The following is a 22,341-nucleotide window of genomic DNA, read 5'->3' as shown; positions in this document are numbered from 1 at the left end:
GCTTAAGAAGAAGCAGGTGTTGAAGATGATCGGTAGAAATGATCCATGCCCTTGCGGCAGCGGAAAGAAATATAAGAAGTGCTGTGCAGGTAAAGAAGAACTGACAGTCGAAGTGGTACAAGCGGAAGAAATGGAACGCATTTTACAGTCATTTTATGACGAGTATCCAAAACAGAAAGACTTTGCTGATTATCGCGAGTTTGCTATTCAATGGAAACTGCCACTATCTGCAGCATATTCGGAAGAAATGATTGAAGCGATCGCCTTAGACGAATTCTTTTTCCATAATCGTACAGATATCTGGGAAGGTTTTGTACGTAAGCAATTAAAGAAAACCGTTCGTCCATCCGTTATTAAGGTTCTTGAAAGTTGGTCGGTTCCGCAGACACTTCTAGGGCAAGTCATTAAAACAGAAGAATCCTATTTAACCGTATATGACCGGTTAAATAATCGGAATGTCTTGCTGCGAAGAGAGTCAGACAAGCCCGTTCCAGAAGACGTTCATCTCTGGTGCTTTACGTTACCAGACGGCGTGGATGGAGTTCTTGCTGTATCGACGCTGATCTTTTTCCCGGTCGACCAAAGTTCTGTATTTGATGAATTTGTCACTGATTTTTCCAATATCGATCAGGATTCTGAAACGTATATGAAAAACCACTCCGTCACTCTATGGGAAAAGCTAGCGGAGAACGGGTATAAAGGGGATGAATTCACCAATTTTGAACAAGGAGTCCTTTCAAGGATTGCTTCATTTTTAGAAGCAAATGATCGGAAATCCGATGCACTCCTGGAATTGATCGAGGATTACTTAGTTGAGGAGCAGCCAAACGCTCGTAAAGACGTGGCAATTGCAGCAGGCGCCATCCGCTACGGACAAGAACACGCGCTGTTTGAACCACTGGAGCTCACGGTCAAAGCGATTGCTGACGAATTCGAAGTCTCTCCGTCCTCTCTGAATCGCTATTACAACGGACTCACGGAATACGCAAAATTGAAAACGAACGTATAACCAGTTGTACCCCATACTCTTAGTGAGTATGGGGTTTTACTATGGGGAATTGACTTTAACACGAAAACAACTCTCTGCTGTTGCTCATAAACCATCGGAAATGCTCATAAAACTCAAGGAGTGCTCATAAATCACGGAAAGAGCTCATAAAACGCCAGGAGTGCTCATAAATCATGGAAAGAGCTCATAAAACGCTAGAAGTGCTCATAAACTGTGGAAACCGCTCATAAATCTCAAATGCTTCATCTCCAAAGATGATTTCGGAACATTTTTAGTAAAAGCAAAATCTGCTGTTCCTCTCACACCACCAAAAAAGCTGCTGGAAGTCAGAGGATCTGACTTCCAGCAGCTTTTCAAATTCAATTTGCCGCTTTTTCTTTAACGCAGAACTCTTCCCAATTCCGGATTTCGTAAGTAGGTTTGTGTCCCGATGTATTTTCCAAACCATTTGGGTTATACCAACACGTATCGATACCAAAGTTGTTGCCGCCGCGTATGTCTGAAGTTAGGGAATCCCCTGTCATTAATACTCTGGATGTATCTGTTACGCCAAGACGATTCAACGTTTCCTGAAAAATCTCAGGGCGCGGCTTTTGGAAACCGGCTTCTTCAGAGGACACTATCGTTTCAAAGCGCTTATTCAAAGAGGAACAAGCTACTCGAGCAATTTGAGCTTTGAAAAATCCATTCGTCACAATTGCGAGTCGTACATCCCCTAGGCGATCCAGCATATCGAGGACCCCATCAATCAAGTGGGCTTCTTTTCCTAGAAAAGCCAAATACGATTCAGCAAAGTCAGTTGGATCAAGTTCAATACCGAATTTGTCAAATAGTTGGCGGAAACGGGTTACACTCAGTTCTTGCAACGTCGTTGTGCCTTCTTCCAACTGTCTCCAAAGTATCTTGCTTATCGCTTTGTATTCCGTTCGATAAGCATCGAGTCCTTCTGCAAGGCCGGCCCCGATAAAAGCATTCCGGAATGCATTCTGCTCACTTACATCGAATTCCATAAGCGTATCATCCAAGTCGAAAAGGAAAACATCATAGTTCATACAATCATCACCTGTCTGCATTATTAATTTTAAACGAGTATATCACTCCCTATAGTTCGAATACAAGCTTTCACATGGAGCATGCATGTGCTCTGAAAACTTATTCATTGTAAGGGGATCTAGAATTCTGATTTTAGGGAAATTTTGTTCGTTTAGTTTTTTCTCGGGAGGGTATCACACAAAGAGAAGCAGATCATGAGGAGGTCGAAGCATTAATGACATTAAGTGAAGAACTTCAAACTCTGAAAGATTACCAATGCGAGGACAGGTGCGTACTAAGTGTGTATTTGAATACCAATCCTGCTGATCCAGATCAGCAGAAAGGCGCTTGGAAGATCCATTTGAAATCCGGGTTGAAGCGTCTGGAGGAATACTTGGAAGCTTCGAACGACAAAGAACTTACTGCATTCAAAAAGGCTAAAACGAGAGTAACGGAAGAAATCGAAAAAAATCAAAATGATTTGAAAAAAGGAGTCATTATTTTTGCTGCGGATGACCCGGATTTATGGTCTGTCCATTATGTGCAAATTGCGGTTAAAACAAGTTTTCATTGGGAAAACCATCCTGTAACTGAAGAATTGCATTATATGCTGAAAGCCTATCCTAATTCAGGAATCATCATGCCGAGTATAGGAAATGTACGTATTTTAGATACTGCGATGGGATATGTAGGAGATGATTTGGTCTACAATTACGACTACGGCTTAGATGTATGGCGTCTAGATAATGACATGAACCCCACAGGGAATAGAAGTACCGGCGGCAGCCATTCGGATGATTTCGATCAACGCATGAAGGAAAACCTGGAGCGGTTTTATAAATCGATGGCGGCAGATGTGGAAAAGATGAAAAAAGAACGGAATTGGGATGAGATTCATGTCGTTGGAGAAGCCGAATCCTCCCAATCATTCGCATCCGCGCTCAATAAAAAACCGAAAAGTGTCATCCATAAAAATTTGAACAATTCGACTCCGGACAAAGTTTTGCACGAAGTATTTGAAAAATAACTAAAACCTACGACCGTCCTCTAAAAAGGGCGGTCTATTCGTCGTAATATATCGACAAATCGCATTCTGCGACAATCTATGGTAGGATTTATAACAAAACCAGATAGGACGTGACATTGATGATTTCTATTACTATTCCTGAAAATGATGTAAAAATTGAACAACGGCTTCAAAAAGTATCTGCCAATATTGTGCCGATCAAACCGATTTGCGGTTTCGTGGACCTACATGAGATTCCACGTGACAAAGGCGGAATCATTTTATTTTACAACAAACAAGACGAGTTACTGTTTGTCGGAAAAGCACGTAAGCTGCGTCCCCGTGTTAAGAAACATTTGGAAGATAACGTCTCACCTTTAAAACCACATCGCGATGAAGTGAATAAAATTGCTGTGATCGTTGTGGAAGATGCAATGGAACGCGAAATTTATGAGACATACATTATTAATACAAAGCGTGCAAAGTACAACACAGAGAAAGTGTTTTTCGAGTAAGACAAGAGGAGGCGAGCACTTTGGACAAACGGATTGAAGCTGTGCTGGAAGAACTGAAAAATACGCTGGGACTTCAGCAGTTCGTTCTTCACACACACTCACTTTCACAAGAAGTGTCTGCATTTGGCGGGTTTGATATCTTGCTGATTGCAGACTGGCTTCCGCCTGCAGTAACGATCGCTGATGAGGACGATATGCTTCCAGATGGAACCGTCTCTACACGGTATTCTTTGCGTTTTCAGCAATTGCGGAATGTGTCCACTCAAGGTATGAACTCATTTGCCGAGCCGATCGCTGAAAATGAAGAGGCATTTTTAATGTGGATACAGCAGCAGACTGGATTGTTTGCTGGGGACACTCTTGTCTTAACGAACCGTAGCCGATATGGAATTGAAGGCGATGTCATGCATCATAATGTCTCTGTTCAAACGGATGGTGTCTTAGAGCTTCAATGGGATGAGTCCGGAAGACTGCTTCAATGTATTTTGCCGATTCTTGTGACAAATGAATTTGAAGACGGTCCTTTTTCAATGACACTTGAAGCGATTGAGCCATTGGTAAGACAACAGCTCACTGCGATTCGACTGCCTATTGAAGAGGAGGCCCGATTTGCGGATTACTATGCAATTGATGAAGTATACATTACGCAAGATGGAACAGCCCTGCCTTATTTTTCTGAAGAACAATCGGCACACTACCCAATGGAAGTTTTAAAGTGGGAAACGGCTTCAAATTACCAGTTCGATAAAATGAGTATTCAGCCTTTCAGCACTGAAGTAAGCTCTGAAGAAGCCTTCAAGATTTTAAAGCATCCCAGCAATCTTCTAACGGATGAAGCGATTGGAAATTGTATACAATCTTCAATCGAATTTTTGTCTACCGTGCTTCCTGATGAATCTAGCAAATGGGAAGTCTATCGCGTTATGCACCAGCCAGGAAGTATTGAAGTTGTCTGCCGCAAATTAGGTGAAATTGCAGGACCTCTTCGTAGGAAGATATTAATCATGCTCAAGAAAGATACATATGAAGTCATGAATTTCATGGATTCAAATGAAATGGCGCCACTATTTGAGGGGTACACTCAGCCGCGCGTCCAAACGGTTTCTCAGGAAGACGCTTTTGAAAAAATGATTTCATACATTACTCTCGATCCGAGATATGTATATCATCATTCAACAGCAACCTATAAACTGTGTGGGTTGTTAGATGCAGGGGAATGCATAGATGCCGTTACAGGCGAACTGAAACAATTAAATGATTTGTAAACTTTTTGGTTTGCTTGAAACGGGGTTGGAAAATGAAAGAACGGGAACAATGGACGTCAAAAATCGGATTTATATTAGCAGCAGCCGGAAGCGCAATTGGTCTGGGTGCTATTTGGAAATTCCCTTATATGGCAGGAATGAACGGCGGCAGTGTGTTCGTGTTGTTATTCATATTAAGTACACTTCTTATCGGATTACCGATTTTACTGGCGGAATTCGTTATCGGCAGACGGGGACAAGCGGATGTCGTCACGTCTCTTGAAAAGTTGTCTAAAGGACGGAAATGGAATTGGGTAGGTTGGATGGGCCTTGTTGCATCATTCATCATTTTGTCGTTTTATAGCGTTGTTGGTGGCTGGATTTTATCTTATCTCGTCCGTTCGTTGATGGGGAGCCTTTCTGGCGTGGACTATGGTGGATTATTTAACGATATCATTGCAAATCCGATGGAAGTGTTAATCGCTCAAGCTGCGTTTCTTGCGATTACAGTCTGGATAGTACAAAGTGGTATTCGCGGGGGAATTGAGCGTGCGAGCAGATGGATGATGCCTTTATTGTTCATCTTTTTCATTTTACTTGCAGTCCGTTCTCTGACACTTGACGGGGCAATGGAGGGAATCCGTTTCCTGTTCGTGCCGGATTGGAGCTACTTGACTGGTAAAACGTTGCTTTTGGCACTTGGTCAAGCATTTTTCTCCTTGAGTGTCGGTGTGACGGCGATGATGACCTATGCTTCGTACTTGCAAAAAGAAGAACGACTTGGTCAGTCCGCTTTCAATGTGTCAATATTGAATATTGTCATCTCTCTTCTCGCCGGAATCGTCATTTTTCCTGCAGTATTTGCACTTGGTCACTCACCGACTGAAGGACCCGGTCTTATTTTTGTAGTACTGCCTGCTATTTTCAATGAAATTCCGTTCGGCGGATTTTTCTTGATTGTATTCTTTATCCTCATGCTATTCGCAACGTTGACGTCGGCGATTGCAATGCTTGAAATTGTTGTGTCTACAGGGATCCGTAAGAAGCATGAAAAACGAAAACGAGCGGCTTGGATTTTCGGCGGGTTGATTTTCTTGGTCGGAATTCCGAGTGCACTGTCATTCGGGCTTCTTGGAGACATTCAAATTTTCGGTGGTACAATATTCGATTTCGCTGATCTGATAACGAGTCGAATCGCTATGCCCCTTGGTGCATTAGCTGTGTCGATCTTTGCTGGTTATGTGCTCAGCCAAAAAGACACTGAAGACGAACTGAGCATGAATCCAACTCTCCATAAAATCTGGAAAGTCCTTGTACAATATATTGTCCCAACAGCCATTGTCATTATTTTCTTGACTTGGATTATCGAATTATAATTTTAAGCCATGTGCTAACCAGCACATGGCTTAAATTTTTTTGACAAAAGATAGAATAATGAAACTAATATTATGGTAAAACGTATAAGTTGCTAAGGCACTACCCATAATACATTCTGCAAACTTAGAGATGAGAGAGGGGGATTGTGATGAATGTTCACAGTACTCGAAAGAGAATAGAGATTCTTACTACCTTAGCATTAGCTTGCATAATTACTTTAGGATGCAGCCCAAAGGGTGTAGTAATTGAAAAGAAAGAGAAAAAGATAGAAACTGAAATTTCTCCAACAATAGAACAATCAGTTGAAGGGAATATCAAGACGATTGAAACTGTGTTGAAACTCGAACTTAATGGTCCCGATGAGCAATACATTCAGTTAGTAAATGCAGCTATGGATGGAACGGAAGACCAGGGCAGTGTGAAACAAAAAGAAGATGAGATGAGACTAACTAGTTATATGAAAAAAAAGTATCTTCCCTATTTCTCAGAAGACGGGTTATCGAGAACTGAGAGTGTAGGGATGTTATTTCAATACCAATCTTTCTATACTTTCGAAGAAGAGTACCAGTTACGACTTTTAAGTTCAGAAGTGAAGCAAAGTGAAATCGATACAGCGAGTAATCAATATTTAATAAAAGCGACTGTTGAATTCTCAACACCTGGTGAAGAGCCTTCGCAACATGAACTTGAAGGAAAAGCGATTTTCTCAACAAAGGAAGGGAAAATTGGTTACTTTCAACTCGGACAGAAGGATCAGACACTTTCAAAGAAGATATTGGAACTCGGTGGAGGAGAATGAAAGACAATCGATTAAACATCCTTTAATCGATTCTTTTGTTCCGTATCTACATGGGCTTTTTTATCTATGATCCATCTTAGATACTGCTCTAAAAAAGCCGCCCATCAGGACGGCTTTTGTTTCATCTCTTTATGGATAAATGGACATTTCCCCTGAATCGGTTCACTGTCATCTCCGATGAAAAACTGCTTCCATTCATTATGTTCCGGATCTCCAAAGTGACTGATGTCAGGGTGTTTCGGCAGATGGTCCCAAGCTTCTACACGTTCCCGTACTTTTTCCCGAGACATGATCCCGCCTTTTTTCGTGCCTTTTAACCCTTCGAATATTTTGCGTGGTTGGAATCCAATCACCATCGCATTCCCTAAATCTCGCGTCTTCCGTTGCTTATAAGCAGGTGTATTACCGAATGCGAAAATAGGCTCTCCGTGAAACATGAAATCCCACAAATAGTGATCAGGGTCACGAGGACTCTCCATTGGCCACTTGACATCATCGACATCGTGCAAGTATTGCAGGATGTCCCAAAAGTGTTGGCGATAGTCTTCCAATGTTCCTTCTGGTGAAAAAGGTTCTACAAATACAAATAAACCATGCCTCTTATGCTTCGGGTTTTCAAAGAGAGCTAGGAACTCAATGAGTGCGAGAGGGAGATTACTCCAGTCATCTTTCGTAATATAGGCATAACGCAGCTCACCTTTCTTTTCACCATTCATTCCAAAATAGCAAGGAAACGTTTTATCCGTCACGGTATTATGGAAAGTCTGATACTCTTCGATAAGCCAATCCGGTAAATCGGTGCGCGTTTCAAAATCCTCTTTCATCAGTAGTGCCTTTTTGGTATCTATCAATTGATTTCGTCCCTTCTCAGTCATGTACTATTAGGATATTTCCCTGAATATCGAACTCAAAACCTAAAAAAGTTTCTCATGATTTACTGAATGTTCCGTTATGACTTACACAAATTCATGGATTGAGACTCTATATGATCAGAATACGCAAAATAGATCAGCAGTATGTTAGTGAATACATTGCTTCATAACTGCGTATACTACTAATCACAGAGGCGCGGCACCGCTCTGTCCCGCGAACGGGGCACTTTCGCCGGAAAGTGGAAAACAATACGCAGCCTATTCCGACTAGGGATTGCCTAGTAGTGCCGCAACCCATTCGATTACAGATCTCCATTACTAATAAAACAAGATGCAGCTAACTAGTAACATCTTAAAAAACCCCAGTCTCGCTACTTTTACTAGTAGCGAGGCTGGGGTTTTGAGCATGTTCATCGATCATTCTATTCAGGAGATGGGAAACACATATAAGAAATCGAGGAAAACGAAACTCATAATATAAAGCTTAGATCAAATGTTGCTTTGTCCTAGTTCATAAAAATTTCGGAACCGACTAGATAATTCACGACAAGCCGTGCGAATTGAAGTATGATAATGAAGGTTACTGATTTCTGTTGAGATATTTACAGACAATTGGAAGTAACCTTGCATAACTCCAATCGAAAGTGAGAATCCATATGTCATTCATTCAATCTATGATCAGCTTTATTTTACACATCGACGAACATTTAATTGAGATTATCCAGAACTTTGGCGCTTGGTCCTATGTAATTCTATTCCTGATTGTATTTACGGAAACAGGTATCGTAATTTTTCCGTTTCTTCCGGGAGACTCACTTCTGTTTGCAGCAGGCGCTATCGCAGCAACTAAGCAAGTGTTCAATCTTGGGATCTTGATTTTCGTATTCTTCATAGCTGCAGTTATCGGGGATACCGTCAATTATCATATCGGCAAGACACTAGGCACCGCGATCACACAAAATCGCTGGGTCGGTCGCATGATTAATCAGGAAAAAGTCGATAAAGCTGAGAAGTTTTTTCAAAAACACGGTGGGAAAACAATTGTAATTGCTCGATTCATGCCATTCATCCGCACATTCATTCCATTCATTGCCGGCTCCAGTCGTATGGATTATCGATATTTCCTGACATACAATATTGTGGGCGCGGCGCTGTGGGTTGGACTGTTCACAACCGTTGGATATCTTTTTGGAAATATCCCCTTCGTAAAAGACAATTTCTCTACGATCATCATGGGAGTCATTGTGCTTTCAATCTTGCCACCCATCATTTCTTACGTGAATAGCCGTTTACGTACAAAGTGAAGACAGCATACAGAGTACAACAGAAGTGCATTTTGAATGACTATCCAAATTTAAACTGCATCCGAATTCAGCATTCCTTCTAGGAAGGGAGCTGAATTCGGATGCTTTTTTCATTGAAACTCTTGTATGAAGCAGAGCTGCTTGAGGCATTCTGTATGCATAGAGAGGGGCAATCAGGATGAAACGATTATTTGCCATAGGAATGTGCACTTTGCTGCTTACGGCTTGTGGAAAGCATGAAGGAATGAATAATAATAAGGGAACGACTACTCAAGAGGTAATGGCCGGCCAAATAACTTCAGCGGTTATTGAAAAAGAGAAAAATCCTGAGTTGAGGAAAAAACTAGTGGAAGCAGCACTTCAAGAGAACAAATTTGGTGACTTAGTAGGTGTGGAAGGACTCAATACTCCAGAACCATATTCCCTGAAAATCGAGTACAAAGGGAAAGAAAACCTTTCAGATAAAATGACCGTAAAAAGTATTCAACTTACTGTACGTGATGCCGTTTATGCCATAAAAGAATTGGATTTGAACATTGATCATATTAAGGTGAATGTTAAATATCCATTTACAGATAAATACGGGAACTCCTCTGACCGTTATGTTATTAAATCCAATTATTCTGGTGACACCCTACAACGTTTGAATAAAGATAGAAAGAATTTCAAAGAAGAGAACCTGCCCGATATTGCTGATGAATGGTGGGCACATCCTTCTTTTAAATAAAACTGTCCATGAATAATCAGATCTACGAGAAATAATATCCAGTATTTCAATAATTTTTTTCACATACTCTCATGGTCATTCCTGTATACTTGGAAGTCAGAAAGAATATGACGGACTGAGGGTAATCGAGTGAAGAGCATAAAGAGGAATTGGAAAAAGGTTTTGCTATTAGTGGTAGTGGCTTTATTCAGTCTCCAAGTCATGGGGGGAGTGTTTTTCTATGATCTTGCTATTAAGAGAGGGCCGAAAGACTTTTTACAAAATAATGCGGACTTAGACGTCGCCGATGAAACTATGGATCTGTATGTAAATGGTGATTGGATAGACTGGGTCCACGACCAGGAGTTTGAAGAGTTAACGTTAGAATCACGAGACGGCTTACAATTGTCGGGTTATTTTCTACCTGCAGCTTCACCCACAAAGAAGCTGGTCATTTTGACACATGGCTATTTAGGGAACGCGAAACAAATGGGGCTATTCGGTATTTTTTATTATCAGGAATTAGGTTATAACATTTTCATGCCAGATGCACGGGGGCATGGAAAGAGTGAAGGGGAATATTATGGCTTTGGATGGCCAGATCGATTGGACTTGATCGACTGGACGAACAGGTTAGTCGAGAGGCTCGGTTCAGACACGGAAGTCGTCTACCACGGATTGTCGATGGGTGCAGCAACCGTTCTCATGGCGAGCGGGGAAGCGGAGTTACCGTCACAAGTGAAGGCGATTGTCGCAGACAGTCCGTATGGATCTGTTTATCAGTTGTTCGCTTATCAAATGAATCGTATGTTTCATCTTCCAGCATTTCCATTGTTGGATAGTACAAGTCTAGTGACGAAGATGCGGGCTGGCTATTTGTTCAAGGAAGCGAGTGCTCTGAAAGCTGTGCGGAAAACAGAGGTACCGATATTGTACATCCATGGAAAAGCGGATACGTTTGTGCCAGTGAAGAATGCAATCGAGTTGTATGAGAATACGTCCAGCAGTTCTGAAATCTTCCTGGTTGAGGATGCAAACCATGGTGAGTCTTATGCGGCGCAACCTGAAGAGTATAAACAAAAAGTTCAGCAGTTCCTTGATCATACAATTGAATGATTTTCAGTGATTCTAGAATGCGTCAACTGGGAATACGCGCCAAAGAATGATTGATAAAACTGTCAGAGTCTTCCATACAAAATCCGATTACATTAATACTAGTTGGATATCCAAGTTGTTTAAAGCAAGATTGTCCAGCGGCGCTAGAGCTTAAGTGTGTATCAAAACCCAACTCGCCAAGTTAGCAAGTTGGGATTTGTTTGACATATGCTTTCTCTGCAAGAGCACCGGTAGTATATGCTTTAGCCATCATGCTAACTCTTTTGATCCGGCTTGCACGGTTAAAGATTCATCGTTTTCTCAATATCAAAGAACAACGCTTCTTTTTCATCTGAATAGTCATCCAAATAGAATGGTTGAATATTGATGTTGTCATGGAATTTGATGAAATAGGCTTTTTTCTTCGTATCCATGATCGCGGTATATAGTGTTTCATCGCGATGTCCTTCGATAGGATCGATAACTGCTCCTGTAGGAATATCCGATTGGGATAAAATCCGGAATCCTTGCAAGATTGCCTCCTTTCGCTCCAAATCTTTGGGAGTAGCGGAAACAAACGAAGCCGCCCGAACGAATCGGGAAGGAGGGGTGAAGTCACCGGGAAGTCCGACCATTCCGCTTCCTTCTCCGAATTTTGAAAGTGGTACACCGTTCATATTGTTCTGTTGAACGTTATCAGGCTGCAAGTGAATGTAATTCCTTAAATTCGTCACATGCCAAGGGAATTCAGGTGAATTCGTTAACACACCATACGGGTTTTCATGAATGAGCAATTCACCATCTTTCGGTTGCAGAACAATTCCATTGCCTTCGGCGTCCATGAAAAAGAAGTGCTGCTCAGTAGAAACATCATCCTTAGAGTCTCCTTCTGCTAGGATCCTCATTTTATTTGCTTCTTCTCGTATTTCTTCTACGTTTTTACATCTGCTAAGTAAATAATTGAATGCAGGCGCTATGGTTAAATTGACCTTATTTTCCACTGGGTGCGTTGCAAACGTTGCATATCCAGGATACAAATTATTCGAACCCATTAACCCCATTTCGTTAATGCCATCACCGAACATCGGATGCTTAAAAAAACCTGTACCTAGAACCGCATATTTTGATGAGTAGGTTGCCCCTAGAGTTTGAATGAACCCTTCAAGACTCTTAGGGACAAAAAGAATGTGGTTGTCCAGTGGCATCCCGACCTCTAACGTCCGGCCGAATACAATTCCATCCTTATAAGAAAAACCGATAGTTGTACACATTATCATCCCTCCTAGAATGCATCTTAGTACTACTTCTATTAAAGATTCAAATCCCCTTGTCGGCATCTGCAATCAGTGTGAAAGAACTTTGTCTATGTTTAAGTTAGACAAGATTGTTCAGCAAAGAATGCAATGAGCAGGTGTATCACTAAAGGAACTGATATTTTTTCTTAAACAATCGGATTATCGATGAATCTCGATTTCGTCAAATGAAGTCACTTTTAGTAAGAAAACGTTGTGCATTATCAATATTGTGAGAGGAATCCTTCCGTGTTAAGATGTAATGTAACACTTTAAGGTGTCATATCAGTTTAGGAGGAATAAAATATGCGTACAGATAATAAACTCCCCGAAATCCGAAAAACCATTGTCCTGAACGCTCCGATTGAAAAAGTATGGAAGGCTGTTTCCACGTCGGAAGGACTGGCGGCCTGGTGGATGCCCAATACATTTGAACCCGTGTTAGGAAAGGATTTTGTCCTTCATGCAGGACCCTTTGGGGACTCACCGTGCACTGTGACCGAACTGGAACCCCCATATCGTGTAGGATTTGACTGGGACAAAGACTGGCACCTGGCATTTGAATTGAAAGAAGCAGGCGACCAACAAACGGAGTTCACCCTCATCCACTCGGGATGGACTGAAGAACAAGCTTCGAAACGTGTAACGATGAACGGTGGTTGGGAAAACATCGTGAATAACAAATTACCAGCATATATAGAGGCTTAATATGCCTAGTCAGAAAAAACACGATGTATTCCAGGCTATTTCCGATCCAACTAGGCGTGTACTTTTAAAACGGTTGGTGGATAAAGACATGTCCATAGCTGAGATAGCCGCTCAATTCCCGGTCAGTAGGACCGCAGTTAATAAGCATCTAACGATTCTTTCCAATGCAGGAGTTGTGGAAAGTCGTAAATTCGGACGGGAAACCCGGTATACCTTGAAAGCGAAACCACTCACTGAGGTACAAAATTATCTGGAATTTTTTGAACCCTATTGGGATGACCAGCTAGCTGCGCTCAAGAAGTTTGTCGAGGGCACTAGCGATTAAATTCAAAAAATCGAAGCAGCAGGGATATATTGGTTTTTTTCTAAAAGAAGTAAGAAGTGGTTGATCCAGTAGGTTTCTCAGCAGTGAAGAAGTTTGCTGCATCGTATGCAAGGCCTCATTAGTCATTCAGCACTGCCTATTCAACCGTAAACATATCCACCCCTTATTAGAAAGTGTGGGGGAACTGGAGAATTCAGAGGCGAGCAAGCCGTTCGGTCTCCGGGCGAATCATAGCTTCAGAGTTTGTACTGTTTTTTTTAAAATGACTGCAAACAATCCCGTGATTTCCATAGATTGCTTACAGTATGACCCCATCATCCATTGATGGGGTATTTGTATGTTCAACACTCTAAAAGCTTCAAGAGTGCCCTCACAATTTGAAGTGAAGAAAGTGACAGTGATCCGCAAAAGTGTCAGTATTCCATCCGGTACTGGAATACTGACATCCTGAAATGAAAGGAGATTCGTACGATACCATATATAAGTAGTACCTGATCAAGTTGAGGATTTTTGTACACTATTCATTTCACTTACCTCTTTCTCTCCATTTCTTCAATTTTTCTAGTTAATTGATCAATTTGTTTTTGCATGGAGTCAAATTGGTCGGATTGATCTGTTTGCGTTTGTGCATCTTGAATACTGGAAACCTCTAATTGTTGTAATGTGATTCCAGCTCCAATCGACTGAAGACCATCACCTAAGGTTGAGAGTATCGTTCCAATAAATCCAATCCTTGCGGCGTAAATTTCTGGTGAGGGATTATTTACACCTTGCGGATTATTATTAAAGTTATTCATGTTACACGCCCTTTATTGAATAATGGTTTCTAAGTATAGTATGAAATCATGAGTAAATGATGTGGTTAATTGAGAGTCATTCACTGGTTTACATATAATCTGACGAATATCTTTCAGGCCCGTAAAGGCAATCTCCTACACCATAAGAATGTAAATTTCGAGAAAAATTGAGAAACCACGTTTTTTCGGATTAGAGTAGATTGATAAAATATAAATTCCAGACTGCGTGATTTTGTTCATCAGCAGAAGTTTGAGTAAATAGATTTTTTATAATTGGATTATCCGTACTTCTTGCGACTGTGTGATAAAAATCAACGGCTTCCTGTTCATCGATGAATGCATCTATCACTCCAGTTTTATAATCTGCAGGACATTGTTTCGTTACTTTGGGTGTTGGTTTCTTATCCGTTAGTGAAAGATAAAGGTACCAAAAAGCTTCGTAGTGCCTGATTTCATCTTTTCTGATTTCTAAAATTCGTTTCTTTATTTCATCATTCGGAGCCTGATTAGCCAATATTTCATAACAAGCTATCGCAGTATATTCACCGTCAATCGCTTTCGAAATGTCGTCCAAAATTTTCGTGTCTTTAGAAATTCGCATAGAACTTTGATTCAATTTGAAATCCCCCTTTCCCCATAGTATGAGTCAACCTAACAACTTGTAGCTTGTATTAGGAAGGACGAAGGATCTTTTACCAGAATCCGAAGATTCCATTGTTGAAACAGGACATAGCCAAACTGATGAGGTGCAGTTATGTTGTCGATTATATTGACGGGATTAAACTCCTCTTTTTAGAAAAAATTTAAATATGGAATTAACTTTATTTTTAGTGAGTAAAGACTAAATCTCTTGCAAAATTGACTGTAGCAATAAAAAAGAAAGAGTTTGAAATGTCAATGTGACCCGGTATAGAGGAAGCGCTACTAGTTGTGGTATCCACAATGATCTCTAAGGGTAAAACTGAGTTTCCGTCAAAATGATGATAAACATTGGTATATCAGCTTGTTTTGCATCCAAAAAACGCATTTATACGAACGTTAAAACTTTATTGGTGAATTATATTCGCCTTTTCTGTTGACGACAGTTCAAGTGATTGTTAAGATGATTACGAACTTACTAATATCTCTCATATATACTCGGGAATATGGCCCGGACGTTTCTACCCAATAACCGTAAATTGTTGGACTATGAGAGAAAGTGCATCCTTAACACAGGATAGGACTGTCCTTTTTTCTTAAAGGCGACTTATCCCGGACAGGGAACTTTCTCTTCTACGAGAAAGTTTCCTGTCTTTTTTTCTACTCGATACCTATCTATCCAAACGTGGGAGGGAAGACAGTGAACGCACAAGTTGGAGTCATTATGGGAAGTGTTTCCGATTGGGAAACGATGAAACATGCGTGTGAAGCATTGGAACAAATGAAGATTCCTTATGAAAAAAAAGTGGTTTCGGCACACCGTACACCGGATTTACTTTTCAATTATGCAGAAAGCGCACGTGACCGAGGTATTAAAGTCATTATCGCGGGTGCTGGCGGTGCGGCTCATCTGCCGGGTATGACAGCTGCCAAAACCACATTGCCAGTCATTGGTGTCCCTGTTCAAACGAAGGCGTTAAAAGGGATGGACTCCTTACTTTCCATCGTTCAGATGCCTGGCGGAGTGCCTGTAGCGACAGTCGCGATTGGAAAAGCAGGTGCTGTCAATGCTGGATTACTGGCTGCACAGATCATAGGCAGCAATGACATGGAAATTGCAGGAAGATTGGAAACCCTTCGAAATGAAACGAAAGAAAAGGTGTTAAAAAGCAATGAACAACTTATCTAAGGTGATTTTACCGGGACAAACGATTGGAATCATCGGCGGGGGCCAGCTTGGCCGCATGATGGCTTTGTCGGCAAAAGCTATGGGATTTCGTATTGCGGTTTTAGATCCAACACCGAACTGTCCGTGCGGGCAAGTTGCAGATATTGAAATTCATGGTGATTATGACGACTTGGAGGCGATCCGACAACTTGCTGAAGTGAGCGATGTCGTTACATATGAATTCGAAAATGTGAGTTTTGAAGCATTAGCTTGGTTAAAAGAAAATAGTTATTTGCCTCAAGGAGCGGAACTTTTAAAAATCACTCAAGATCGGATCACTGAAAAAGAAGCGATCACAAAAGCGGGAGTTCCAGTAGCTCCCTACGGCGTCGTGAAAAATGTAAGTGACATTCATGAAGTTGTCAGCAAGGTAAGCTATCCGTGTGTGATGAAAAAAACACGTGGGGGATACGACGGTAAGGGACAGATTGTCATTCATTCAGAATCTGATATTGAGCTGGCTTCAGGGCTCCTGAATAATAGCACGTGTGTCATTGAAAAGTGGATCCCTTTTACAAAAGAGATTTCTGTAATCGTCACTAGGAAAACGAATGGCATGATGAAGTGTTTCCCTGTTGCAGAAAATATCCATCACGAAAACATTTTGCACAAAAGCATCGTTCCTGCACGTATCAGTGAAGAAGTATCACGGAAAGCTGTGGAACTTGCTGAGCAACTAGCCACTCAGCTTCACCTCGTTGGAACGCTAGCTGTTGAAATGTTTGTGACTGAACAGAAAGAGCTTATTGTAAACGAATTGGCACCGCGACCCCATAATTCAGGTCATTACACGATGGAAGCTTGTCTGACATCACAGTTCGAACAGCACATACGGGCAGTCTGCAATTGGCCGTTAGGAAAAACGGATTTAATGAGTCCCGTTGTGATGGTCAATATTCTTGGTGAACATCTGCAAGACATCCTAAACGCAATTTCGGAATTAGAAGATTGGAAAGTTCATCTTTACGGGAAGAAAGACGCGATTGTTAAACGAAAAATGGGTCATGTCAATGTGTTGAGAGACTCGGTGGAGCTAGCTCTTGATGAAATTGAAGTGAGTGGGATTTGGAGTCATTGACCAGAAAGAGCTAGCAAGTGGCTGCTGGAACATAACATTATTCTTTACTGCGGAGGTTCTTCAAATGGAAAAGCGAGAATTGCTGTATGAAGGTAAGGCGAAGAAGATTTATGCAACAACTGACGAAGGTGTCGCCTGGGTGGAATACAAAGATGCGGCAACAGCTTTCAATGGTGAGAAAAAAGAGGAAATTGTCGGCAAAGGTGCATTGACGAATGGAATTACGAGTTTGCTATTTTCAAAGCTCCATGAGGCTGGAATTCCTACTCATTTCATTAAACGGATTTCCTCCACAGAGCAGCTTGTAAAGAAAGTTTCGATCATCCCTCTTGAAGTGGTGACACGCAATGTAGTTGCGGGAAGCCTATCCAAGCGACTCGGGCTGGATGAGGGACAGTTGTTAAAACACAAACTCGTTGAATTCTATTACAAGGACGATGCGCTTGGTGATCCACTGCTGACAGAAGCCCATATACAGGAATTGGATCTTGCGACTAAAGAAGAAGTCCAACTCTTACAGCAAAAAGCTTTGGAAGTGAATACCGTTTTATCTAGCCTTTTTGCTGATCTAGGAGTTCGTTTAATAGACTTTAAGCTTGAATTCGGAAAACTTGCAGATGGTGAGATTCTGTTAGCAGATGAAATCTCCCCGGACACGTGCCGCTTGTGGGACTCCGAAACAGAAGAAAAGCTTGATAAGGATGTATTCCGTCGTGATTTGGGAAGTTTAGTAGATGTCTATGAAACGATTTATACAAAACTAGGAGGTCGTCAGTATGTTTAAAGTAAAGGTCTATATCACGTTAAGAGAAAATGTTTTGGATCCTCAAGGAGCAGCCGTGAAATCATCCCTTCACAGCATGTCGTATGAAACCGTTTCTGATGTGCGGATCGGGAAATATATGGAACTGACGATCGAAAAGAGCGATCAGGACATCGATGAAATCGTGAAAGAAATGTGCGAACGTCTGTTAGCGAATACAGTTATTGAGGATTATCGCTATGAAATCGAGGAGGTTGTCGCGCTGTGAAATTTGCCGTGATCGTGTTTCCGGGCTCCAACTGTGATATCGATATGTTTCATGCTATTCAGGACGAACTAGGTGAAGAAGTTGAATATGTTCCGCATACAGCAGAAAGCTTAGAAGGCTATGATGGCATTCTTTTGCCTGGCGGTTTTTCGTACGGAGACTATTTGCGCACAGGCGCCATTGCACGTTTCTCAAAAGTGATGGGAGAAGTGGTGAAGGCGGGGAATGAAGGGGTTCCGATACTAGGAGTTTGTAATGGGTTCCAGATTTTACTGGAAGCAGGATTGCTGCCAGGTGCGATGAGAAAAAATCGAGACCTTGCATTCATTTGTAAACCGACCCAGCTGAGAGTTGTGAACAACAACACGATGTTTACGAGCAGTTACGAAAAAGACGAAACGATTACTTTGCCGATTGCTCATGGAGAAGGCAATTACTATTGCAATGAAGAAACGTTGGCCATGTTAAAGAAAAACAACCAAATCACGTTTACGTATCATGGTGAAAACCCGAATGGCAGTCTCGAAGATATCGCAGGAATAACGAATGAGCAAGGAAATGTGCTTGGAATGATGCCCCATCCTGAACGTGCCGTCGATGAATTATTAGGAAGTGCTGACGGTTTAAAACTATTTCAATCAATCGTAAGAAATTGGAGGGAAAATCATGTCGTTAATGCTTGAACCAAACCCCGAAATGATTAAATCACAGCGGGAATATGCAGCAATGGGTCTTACGGATGAAGAGTTTGCGATGGTGGAGAACATTCTGGGACGGACACCGAACTATACAGAAACGGGTTTGTTTTCAGTGATGTGGTCTGAACACTGTTCCTATAAAAATTCTAAACCCATTTTACAAAAGTTCCCCACTACCGGGGAAAACGTGCTCCAGGGACCTGGTGAAGGAGCAGGGATTGTGGATATTGGTGATGGTCAGGCGGTTGTCTTCAAAATTGAAAGCCATAATCACCCTTCTGCAATTGAACCTTATCAAGGTGCGGCAACTGGAGTCGGTGGGATTATACGGGATGTATTTTCAATGGGGGCTCGTCCAATCGCGGTTTTGAATTCACTCCGTTTCGGTGAACTGGAGAGTGCTCGTGTCAAGTATTTGTTCAAAGAAGTGGTTGCAGGAATTGGCGGATATGGGAACTGTATTGGAGTTCCGACAGTCGGCGGTGAAATTCAATTCGATCCTTCCTACGAGGGGAATCCGCTAGTCAATGCAATGTGCGTCGGTTTGATCAACCATGAAGATATCCAAAAAGGTCAAGCTCACGGTGCCGGCAATATTGTCATGCATGTAGGTGCGAAAACAGGACGCGATGGCATCCATGGAGCGACCTTTGCGTCTGAAGAATTGACGGATTCGTCTGATGGGAAACGCCCGGCAGTGCAAGTAGGAGATCCATTCATGGAGAAACTGCTGCTGGAAGCGTGCCTTGAACTCATTCAACATGATGCACTTATCGGAATCCAGGATATGGGTGCAGCGGGACTTGCGAGTTCATCGGCGGAAATGGCTTCTAAAGCTGGTATGGGAATCGAGATGAACCTTGACCTCGTCCCACAGCGTGAACCTGGTATGACCGCTTATGAAATGATGTTGTCAGAGTCGCAAGAGCGGATGCTCATTGTAGTTGAAAAGGGAAGCGAACAGGAAATTGCTGAGTTGTTTTCAACGTATGGTCTTGAAGCAGTGGCTGTCGGTTTCGTTACAGAAGAAAAGATGCTGAAGCTTACCCATCAAGGGGAAGTGGCTGCTTTCGTTCCTGTGGACGCCTTAGTGAAAGAAGCGCCAGTCTACCACAAACCCTCTGCGGAACCGCAATACTTCCGTGATTTCCAAGCGATGGCAAACTCTGCCCCTATCGTTGTTAACTTTAATGAAACACTCGTTAAATTGCTTTCACAGCCGACCATTGCAAGTAAGGAGTGGGTTTACCGGCAGTTCGACCATACGGTAAGGACAAATACGGTCGTCCCTCCAGGTTCGGATGCGGCTGTAGTACGGATTCGTGAAACGAATAAGGCGCTTGCCATGACGACCGATTGCAATTCCCGTTACCTTCATCTTGACCCGGAAACAGGAGGGAAAATCGCTGTAGCTGAAGCGGCTCGTAATATCATCTGTTCAGGTGCAGAACCCCTGGCAGTGACGGATAACTTGAACTTTGGAAATCCCGAGAAGCCGGAGATTTTCTGGCAAATCGAGAAATCCGCAGACGGGATCAGTGAAGCTTGCAGAGTGTTAAGCACTCCTGTAATCGGAGGGAATGTATCCCTTTATAACGAGACGAATGGTGTGTCGATTTATCCGACTCCTGTTATTGGGATGGTAGGGCTCATCAAGGATCTGGCTCATATCACAACCCAGGAATTCAAAAAGCCCGGAGATCTGATCTATGTGATCGGGGATGCAAAAACTGAGTTCGGCGGCAGTGAGTTGCAAAAAATGACGGAAGGGAAAATCTCCGGAAAATCTCCTTCTATTAACTTGGAACTTGAAAAGCTTCGCCAACAGCAGCTCTTGAGAGCGATTCAAAAAGGATGTGTCGCGTCAGCTCACGATCTTTCTGAAGGCGGTCTTGCTGTTGCTTTGTCAGAATCCTTGTTTGGAACGGAGCTAGGTGCTCGGATTATTGTGGATATGGACGCAGTTTCGGAATTGTTCAGTGAAACCCAATCCCGGTTCGTTGTATCCGTTGCACCGGAACACCGTGATGCTTTTGAAGCGATCGTGCAAGATGCAAGGTGTGTAGGTACTGTCACAAATAATCGGTTTTTGACCATCTCCCATGAGCAAGAAGGACTTCTAATCGATACACCTGTCCAATCATTAGAGCAAGCTTGGAAAGGTGCGATTCCATGCTTGCTGAACTAAAGGGATTGAATGAGGAATGCGGCTTGTTCGGCATCTGGGGACACCCGGATGCCGCGCAAGTTACCTATTACGGATTGCATAGTCTTCAGCATCGTGGCCAAGAAGGTACTGGAATGGTTCTCGCTCAAGATGGAAAACTGATCAGTTCGAAAGGTGAGGGCTTGGTCACAGAAGTTTTCACTGAGGAGAAAATGCAAAACTTATCCGGTAATGCAGCAATCGGTCATGTCCGTTATACAACAGCAGGCGGGGGTGGTTATGAGAACGTTCAGCCTCTATTATTCAACTTTCAAAGTGAATCCATGGCAATGGCCCACAATGGGAATATCGTGAATGCTGATCAGTTGAAAGCCCAGCTTGAAGGTCAAGGAAGTATCTTTCATAGCACCTCTGATACTGAAGTATTGGCGCATCTAATCCGAAAAGGCGGCTTTTCAGAATTGAAACAGCGCATAACAAATGGGCTTAGCTCATTAAAAGGCGCTTATGCTTACTTAATCATGACGGATTCGGAACTATTCGTCGCCATGGACCCGAATGGGCTCAGACCTTTATCTCTTGGATTGCTAGGTGAGGCATATGTCGTGGCTTCCGAAACGTGTGCGCTGGATATTGTAGGAGCAGATTTTCTCAGGGATATTGAACCCGGCGAACTTCTGGTTATCAATGATGAAGGAATCACAAGTGAACGATTCGCCACTTGTTCACAACGATCGATGTGTACGATGGAATATGTCTATTTTTCCCGCCCAGACAGCAACATTGATGGCATCAATGTCCATACAGCCCGGAAGAATCTTGGAAAGCAACTCGCAGTCGAAAAATTAATCGAAGCGGATGTAGTTACAGGGGTTCCGGATTCAGGGAATTCCGCTGCGATCGGGTATGCCGAAGCAAGTGGCATCCCATATGAAATGGGTTTACTTAAAAATAGATATGTTGGGAGGACGTTCATTCAGCCTTCCCAATCCCTCAGAGAACAAGGGGTGAAAATGAAACTTTCACCAGTCCGCGGAGTTGTGGAAGGGAAAAGAGTTGTCATGGTGGACGATTCCATTGTCCGTGGTACGACAAGCAAACGGATTGTCAGAATGCTGAAGGAAGCGGGAGCGACGGAAGTACACGTATTGATCAGCTCACCACCGATTAAAAATCCATGTTTTTATGGAATTGACACATCCGATAAGGAAGAACTGATCGCTGCTAAAAAATCAGTAGAAGAAATTCGCGAACTGATTGGAGCGGACTCTCTGACATTTCTAAGTGTCGAAGGTACTGTTGAAGCGATTGGAAGGCAGTTTGAAGGTGAGAACCGGGGACAATGTCTGGCTTGTTTTAACGGAAAGTATCCTACAGAAATCTTTTCGGACCAAGAAATAGATTTCATAAAAAGCTGAG

At 42.3% G+C, this 22,341-nt stretch carries 23 protein-coding genes and 1 riboswitch; of the genes, 18 read left to right on the top strand and 5 right to left on the bottom strand.

All coding sequences use genetic code 11. The features are described 5' to 3' along the window. The first annotated feature begins 25 nt into the window (after nt 1–25). On the top strand, nt 26–1,009 hold the full coding sequence (locus ABE021_RS10860) for a YecA family protein (protein WP_430288667.1): 984 nt from the start codon (nt 26–28) through the stop codon (nt 1,007–1,009). 359 nt (nt 1,010–1,368) lie between these two features. Here the strand turns inward: ABE021_RS10860 and ABE021_RS10855 are convergent, their stop codons facing one another. Beyond that, entirely contained in the window at nt 1,369–2,061 is a 693-nt protein-coding gene (locus ABE021_RS10855; protein ID WP_430288666.1) for a YjjG family noncanonical pyrimidine nucleotidase, read from the bottom strand. A 215-nt stretch (nt 2,062–2,276) separates the two neighbouring features. Between ABE021_RS10855 and ABE021_RS10850 the strand changes: the two genes are divergently transcribed. The 5 genes from ABE021_RS10850 (at nt 2,277) to ABE021_RS10830 (ending at nt 6,982) form a co-directional block, all read left to right on the top strand. Further along, entirely contained in the window at nt 2,277–3,068 is a 792-nt protein-coding gene (locus ABE021_RS10850; RefSeq protein WP_430288664.1) for a VLRF1 family aeRF1-type release factor, read from the top strand. Nucleotides 3,069–3,187: 119 nt separating this feature from the next. Further along, entirely contained in the window at nt 3,188–3,562 is a 375-nt protein-coding gene (locus ABE021_RS10845) for a nucleotide excision repair endonuclease (RefSeq protein ID WP_430288662.1), read from the top strand. 20 nt (nt 3,563–3,582) lie between these two features. Further along, complete coding sequence (locus ABE021_RS10840) at nt 3,583–4,827, top strand: hypothetical protein (protein WP_430288660.1); 1,245 nt, start codon at nt 3,583–3,585, stop codon at nt 4,825–4,827. 32 nt (nt 4,828–4,859) lie between these two features. Next, the gene (locus ABE021_RS10835; RefSeq protein WP_430288659.1) at nt 4,860–6,182 is read left to right on the top strand and encodes a sodium-dependent transporter; all 1,323 of its coding nucleotides are present in this window, start codon (nt 4,860–4,862) and stop codon (nt 6,180–6,182) included. Between the two features lie 149 nt (nt 6,183–6,331). Continuing rightward, the gene (locus ABE021_RS10830) at nt 6,332–6,982 is read left to right on the top strand and encodes a hypothetical protein (RefSeq protein WP_430288658.1); all 651 of its coding nucleotides are present in this window, start codon (nt 6,332–6,334) and stop codon (nt 6,980–6,982) included. Between the two features lie 104 nt (nt 6,983–7,086). On the opposite strand, the gene ABE021_RS10825 is transcribed toward ABE021_RS10830, so the two are convergent. Beyond that, nucleotides 7,087–7,806 (bottom strand): YqcI/YcgG family protein, encoded by a 720-nt coding sequence (locus ABE021_RS10825; RefSeq protein WP_430288935.1) that lies wholly within the window; start codon nt 7,804–7,806, stop codon nt 7,087–7,089. A gap of 704 nt (nt 7,807–8,510) precedes the next feature. Here ABE021_RS10825 and ABE021_RS10820 point away from each other — a divergent pair. The 3 genes from ABE021_RS10820 (at nt 8,511) to ABE021_RS10810 (ending at nt 10,980) form a co-directional block, all read left to right on the top strand. After that, on the top strand, nt 8,511–9,158 hold the full coding sequence (locus ABE021_RS10820) for a DedA family protein (RefSeq protein ID WP_430288657.1): 648 nt from the start codon (nt 8,511–8,513) through the stop codon (nt 9,156–9,158). A gap of 178 nt (nt 9,159–9,336) precedes the next feature. Then, the gene (locus ABE021_RS10815) at nt 9,337–9,885 is read left to right on the top strand and encodes a hypothetical protein (RefSeq protein WP_430288655.1); all 549 of its coding nucleotides are present in this window, start codon (nt 9,337–9,339) and stop codon (nt 9,883–9,885) included. 129 nt (nt 9,886–10,014) lie between these two features. Next, nucleotides 10,015–10,980 (top strand): alpha/beta hydrolase, encoded by a 966-nt coding sequence (locus ABE021_RS10810; RefSeq protein ID WP_430288653.1) that lies wholly within the window; start codon nt 10,015–10,017, stop codon nt 10,978–10,980. Nucleotides 10,981–11,261: 281 nt separating this feature from the next. Here ABE021_RS10810 and ABE021_RS10805 read toward each other — a convergent pair whose 3' ends face one another. Further along, entirely contained in the window at nt 11,262–12,230 is a 969-nt protein-coding gene (locus tag ABE021_RS10805) for a linear amide C-N hydrolase (protein ID WP_430288652.1), read from the bottom strand. 327 nt (nt 12,231–12,557) lie between these two features. Here ABE021_RS10805 and ABE021_RS10800 point away from each other — a divergent pair, with 327 nt between their 5' ends. Both ABE021_RS10800 and ABE021_RS10795 read left to right on the top strand, forming a co-directional pair. Then, on the top strand, nt 12,558–12,959 hold the full coding sequence (locus tag ABE021_RS10800) for an SRPBCC family protein (protein ID WP_430288651.1): 402 nt from the start codon (nt 12,558–12,560) through the stop codon (nt 12,957–12,959). A 1-nt stretch (nt 12,960) separates the two neighbouring features. Next, nucleotides 12,961–13,284 (top strand): ArsR/SmtB family transcription factor, encoded by a 324-nt coding sequence (locus ABE021_RS10795; RefSeq protein ID WP_430288649.1) that lies wholly within the window; start codon nt 12,961–12,963, stop codon nt 13,282–13,284. A gap of 530 nt (nt 13,285–13,814) precedes the next feature. Here the strand turns inward: ABE021_RS10795 and ABE021_RS10790 are convergent. Both ABE021_RS10790 and ABE021_RS10785 read right to left on the bottom strand, forming a co-directional pair. Further along, the gene (locus ABE021_RS10790; protein ID WP_430288648.1) at nt 13,815–14,081 is read right to left on the bottom strand and encodes a translation initiation factor 2; all 267 of its coding nucleotides are present in this window, start codon (nt 14,079–14,081) and stop codon (nt 13,815–13,817) included. A 190-nt stretch (nt 14,082–14,271) separates the two neighbouring features. After that, the gene (locus tag ABE021_RS10785; RefSeq protein ID WP_430288646.1) at nt 14,272–14,697 is read right to left on the bottom strand and encodes a ferritin-like domain-containing protein; all 426 of its coding nucleotides are present in this window, start codon (nt 14,695–14,697) and stop codon (nt 14,272–14,274) included. A gap of 491 nt (nt 14,698–15,188) precedes the next feature. Continuing rightward, nucleotides 15,189–15,290, top strand: a riboswitch (purine riboswitch). A 130-nt stretch (nt 15,291–15,420) separates the two neighbouring features. Between ABE021_RS10785 and purE the strand changes: the two genes are divergently transcribed. The 7 genes from purE (at nt 15,421) to purF (ending at nt 22,340) form a co-directional block, all read left to right on the top strand. Beyond that, a complete protein-coding gene (gene purE, locus ABE021_RS10780) occupies nt 15,421–15,909 on the top strand; it encodes a 5-(carboxyamino)imidazole ribonucleotide mutase (RefSeq protein WP_430288645.1) in 489 nt (162 codons plus the stop codon). Then, nucleotides 15,893–17,026, top strand: coding sequence for a 5-(carboxyamino)imidazole ribonucleotide synthase (gene purK, locus ABE021_RS10775; RefSeq protein WP_430288644.1), 1,134 nt, complete (start codon nt 15,893–15,895; stop codon nt 17,024–17,026). Before purE ends, purK begins: the two co-directional genes overlap by 17 nt. A gap of 64 nt (nt 17,027–17,090) precedes the next feature. Then, on the top strand, nt 17,091–17,810 hold the full coding sequence (gene purC / locus ABE021_RS10770; RefSeq protein WP_430288643.1) for a phosphoribosylaminoimidazolesuccinocarboxamide synthase: 720 nt from the start codon (nt 17,091–17,093) through the stop codon (nt 17,808–17,810). Then, on the top strand, nt 17,803–18,057 hold the full coding sequence (gene purS / locus ABE021_RS10765) for a phosphoribosylformylglycinamidine synthase subunit PurS (protein ID WP_430288641.1): 255 nt from the start codon (nt 17,803–17,805) through the stop codon (nt 18,055–18,057). The genes purC and purS overlap by 8 nt, the downstream gene beginning before the upstream one ends. Further along, entirely contained in the window at nt 18,054–18,740 is a 687-nt protein-coding gene (gene purQ, locus ABE021_RS10760; protein ID WP_430288640.1) for a phosphoribosylformylglycinamidine synthase subunit PurQ, read from the top strand. The genes purS and purQ overlap by 4 nt, the downstream gene beginning before the upstream one ends. Beyond that, complete coding sequence (gene purL, locus ABE021_RS10755) at nt 18,724–20,943, top strand: phosphoribosylformylglycinamidine synthase subunit PurL (protein WP_430288638.1); 2,220 nt, start codon at nt 18,724–18,726, stop codon at nt 20,941–20,943. The genes purQ and purL overlap by 17 nt, the downstream gene beginning before the upstream one ends. Further along, nucleotides 20,928–22,340, top strand: a complete 1,413-nt coding sequence (purF, locus tag ABE021_RS10750; RefSeq protein ID WP_430288636.1) for an amidophosphoribosyltransferase — start codon at nt 20,928–20,930, stop codon at nt 22,338–22,340. Before purL ends, purF begins: the two co-directional genes overlap by 16 nt. The last annotated feature ends 1 nt before the right edge of the window (nt 22,341 follow it).

It is taken from the genome of Sporosarcina gallistercoris, from assembly GCF_050459885.1.
Taxonomy (GTDB): Bacteria; Bacillota; Bacilli; order Bacillales_A; family Planococcaceae; genus Sporosarcina; species Sporosarcina gallistercoris_A.
This window is presented reverse-complemented; position numbering and strand designations above follow the sequence as displayed.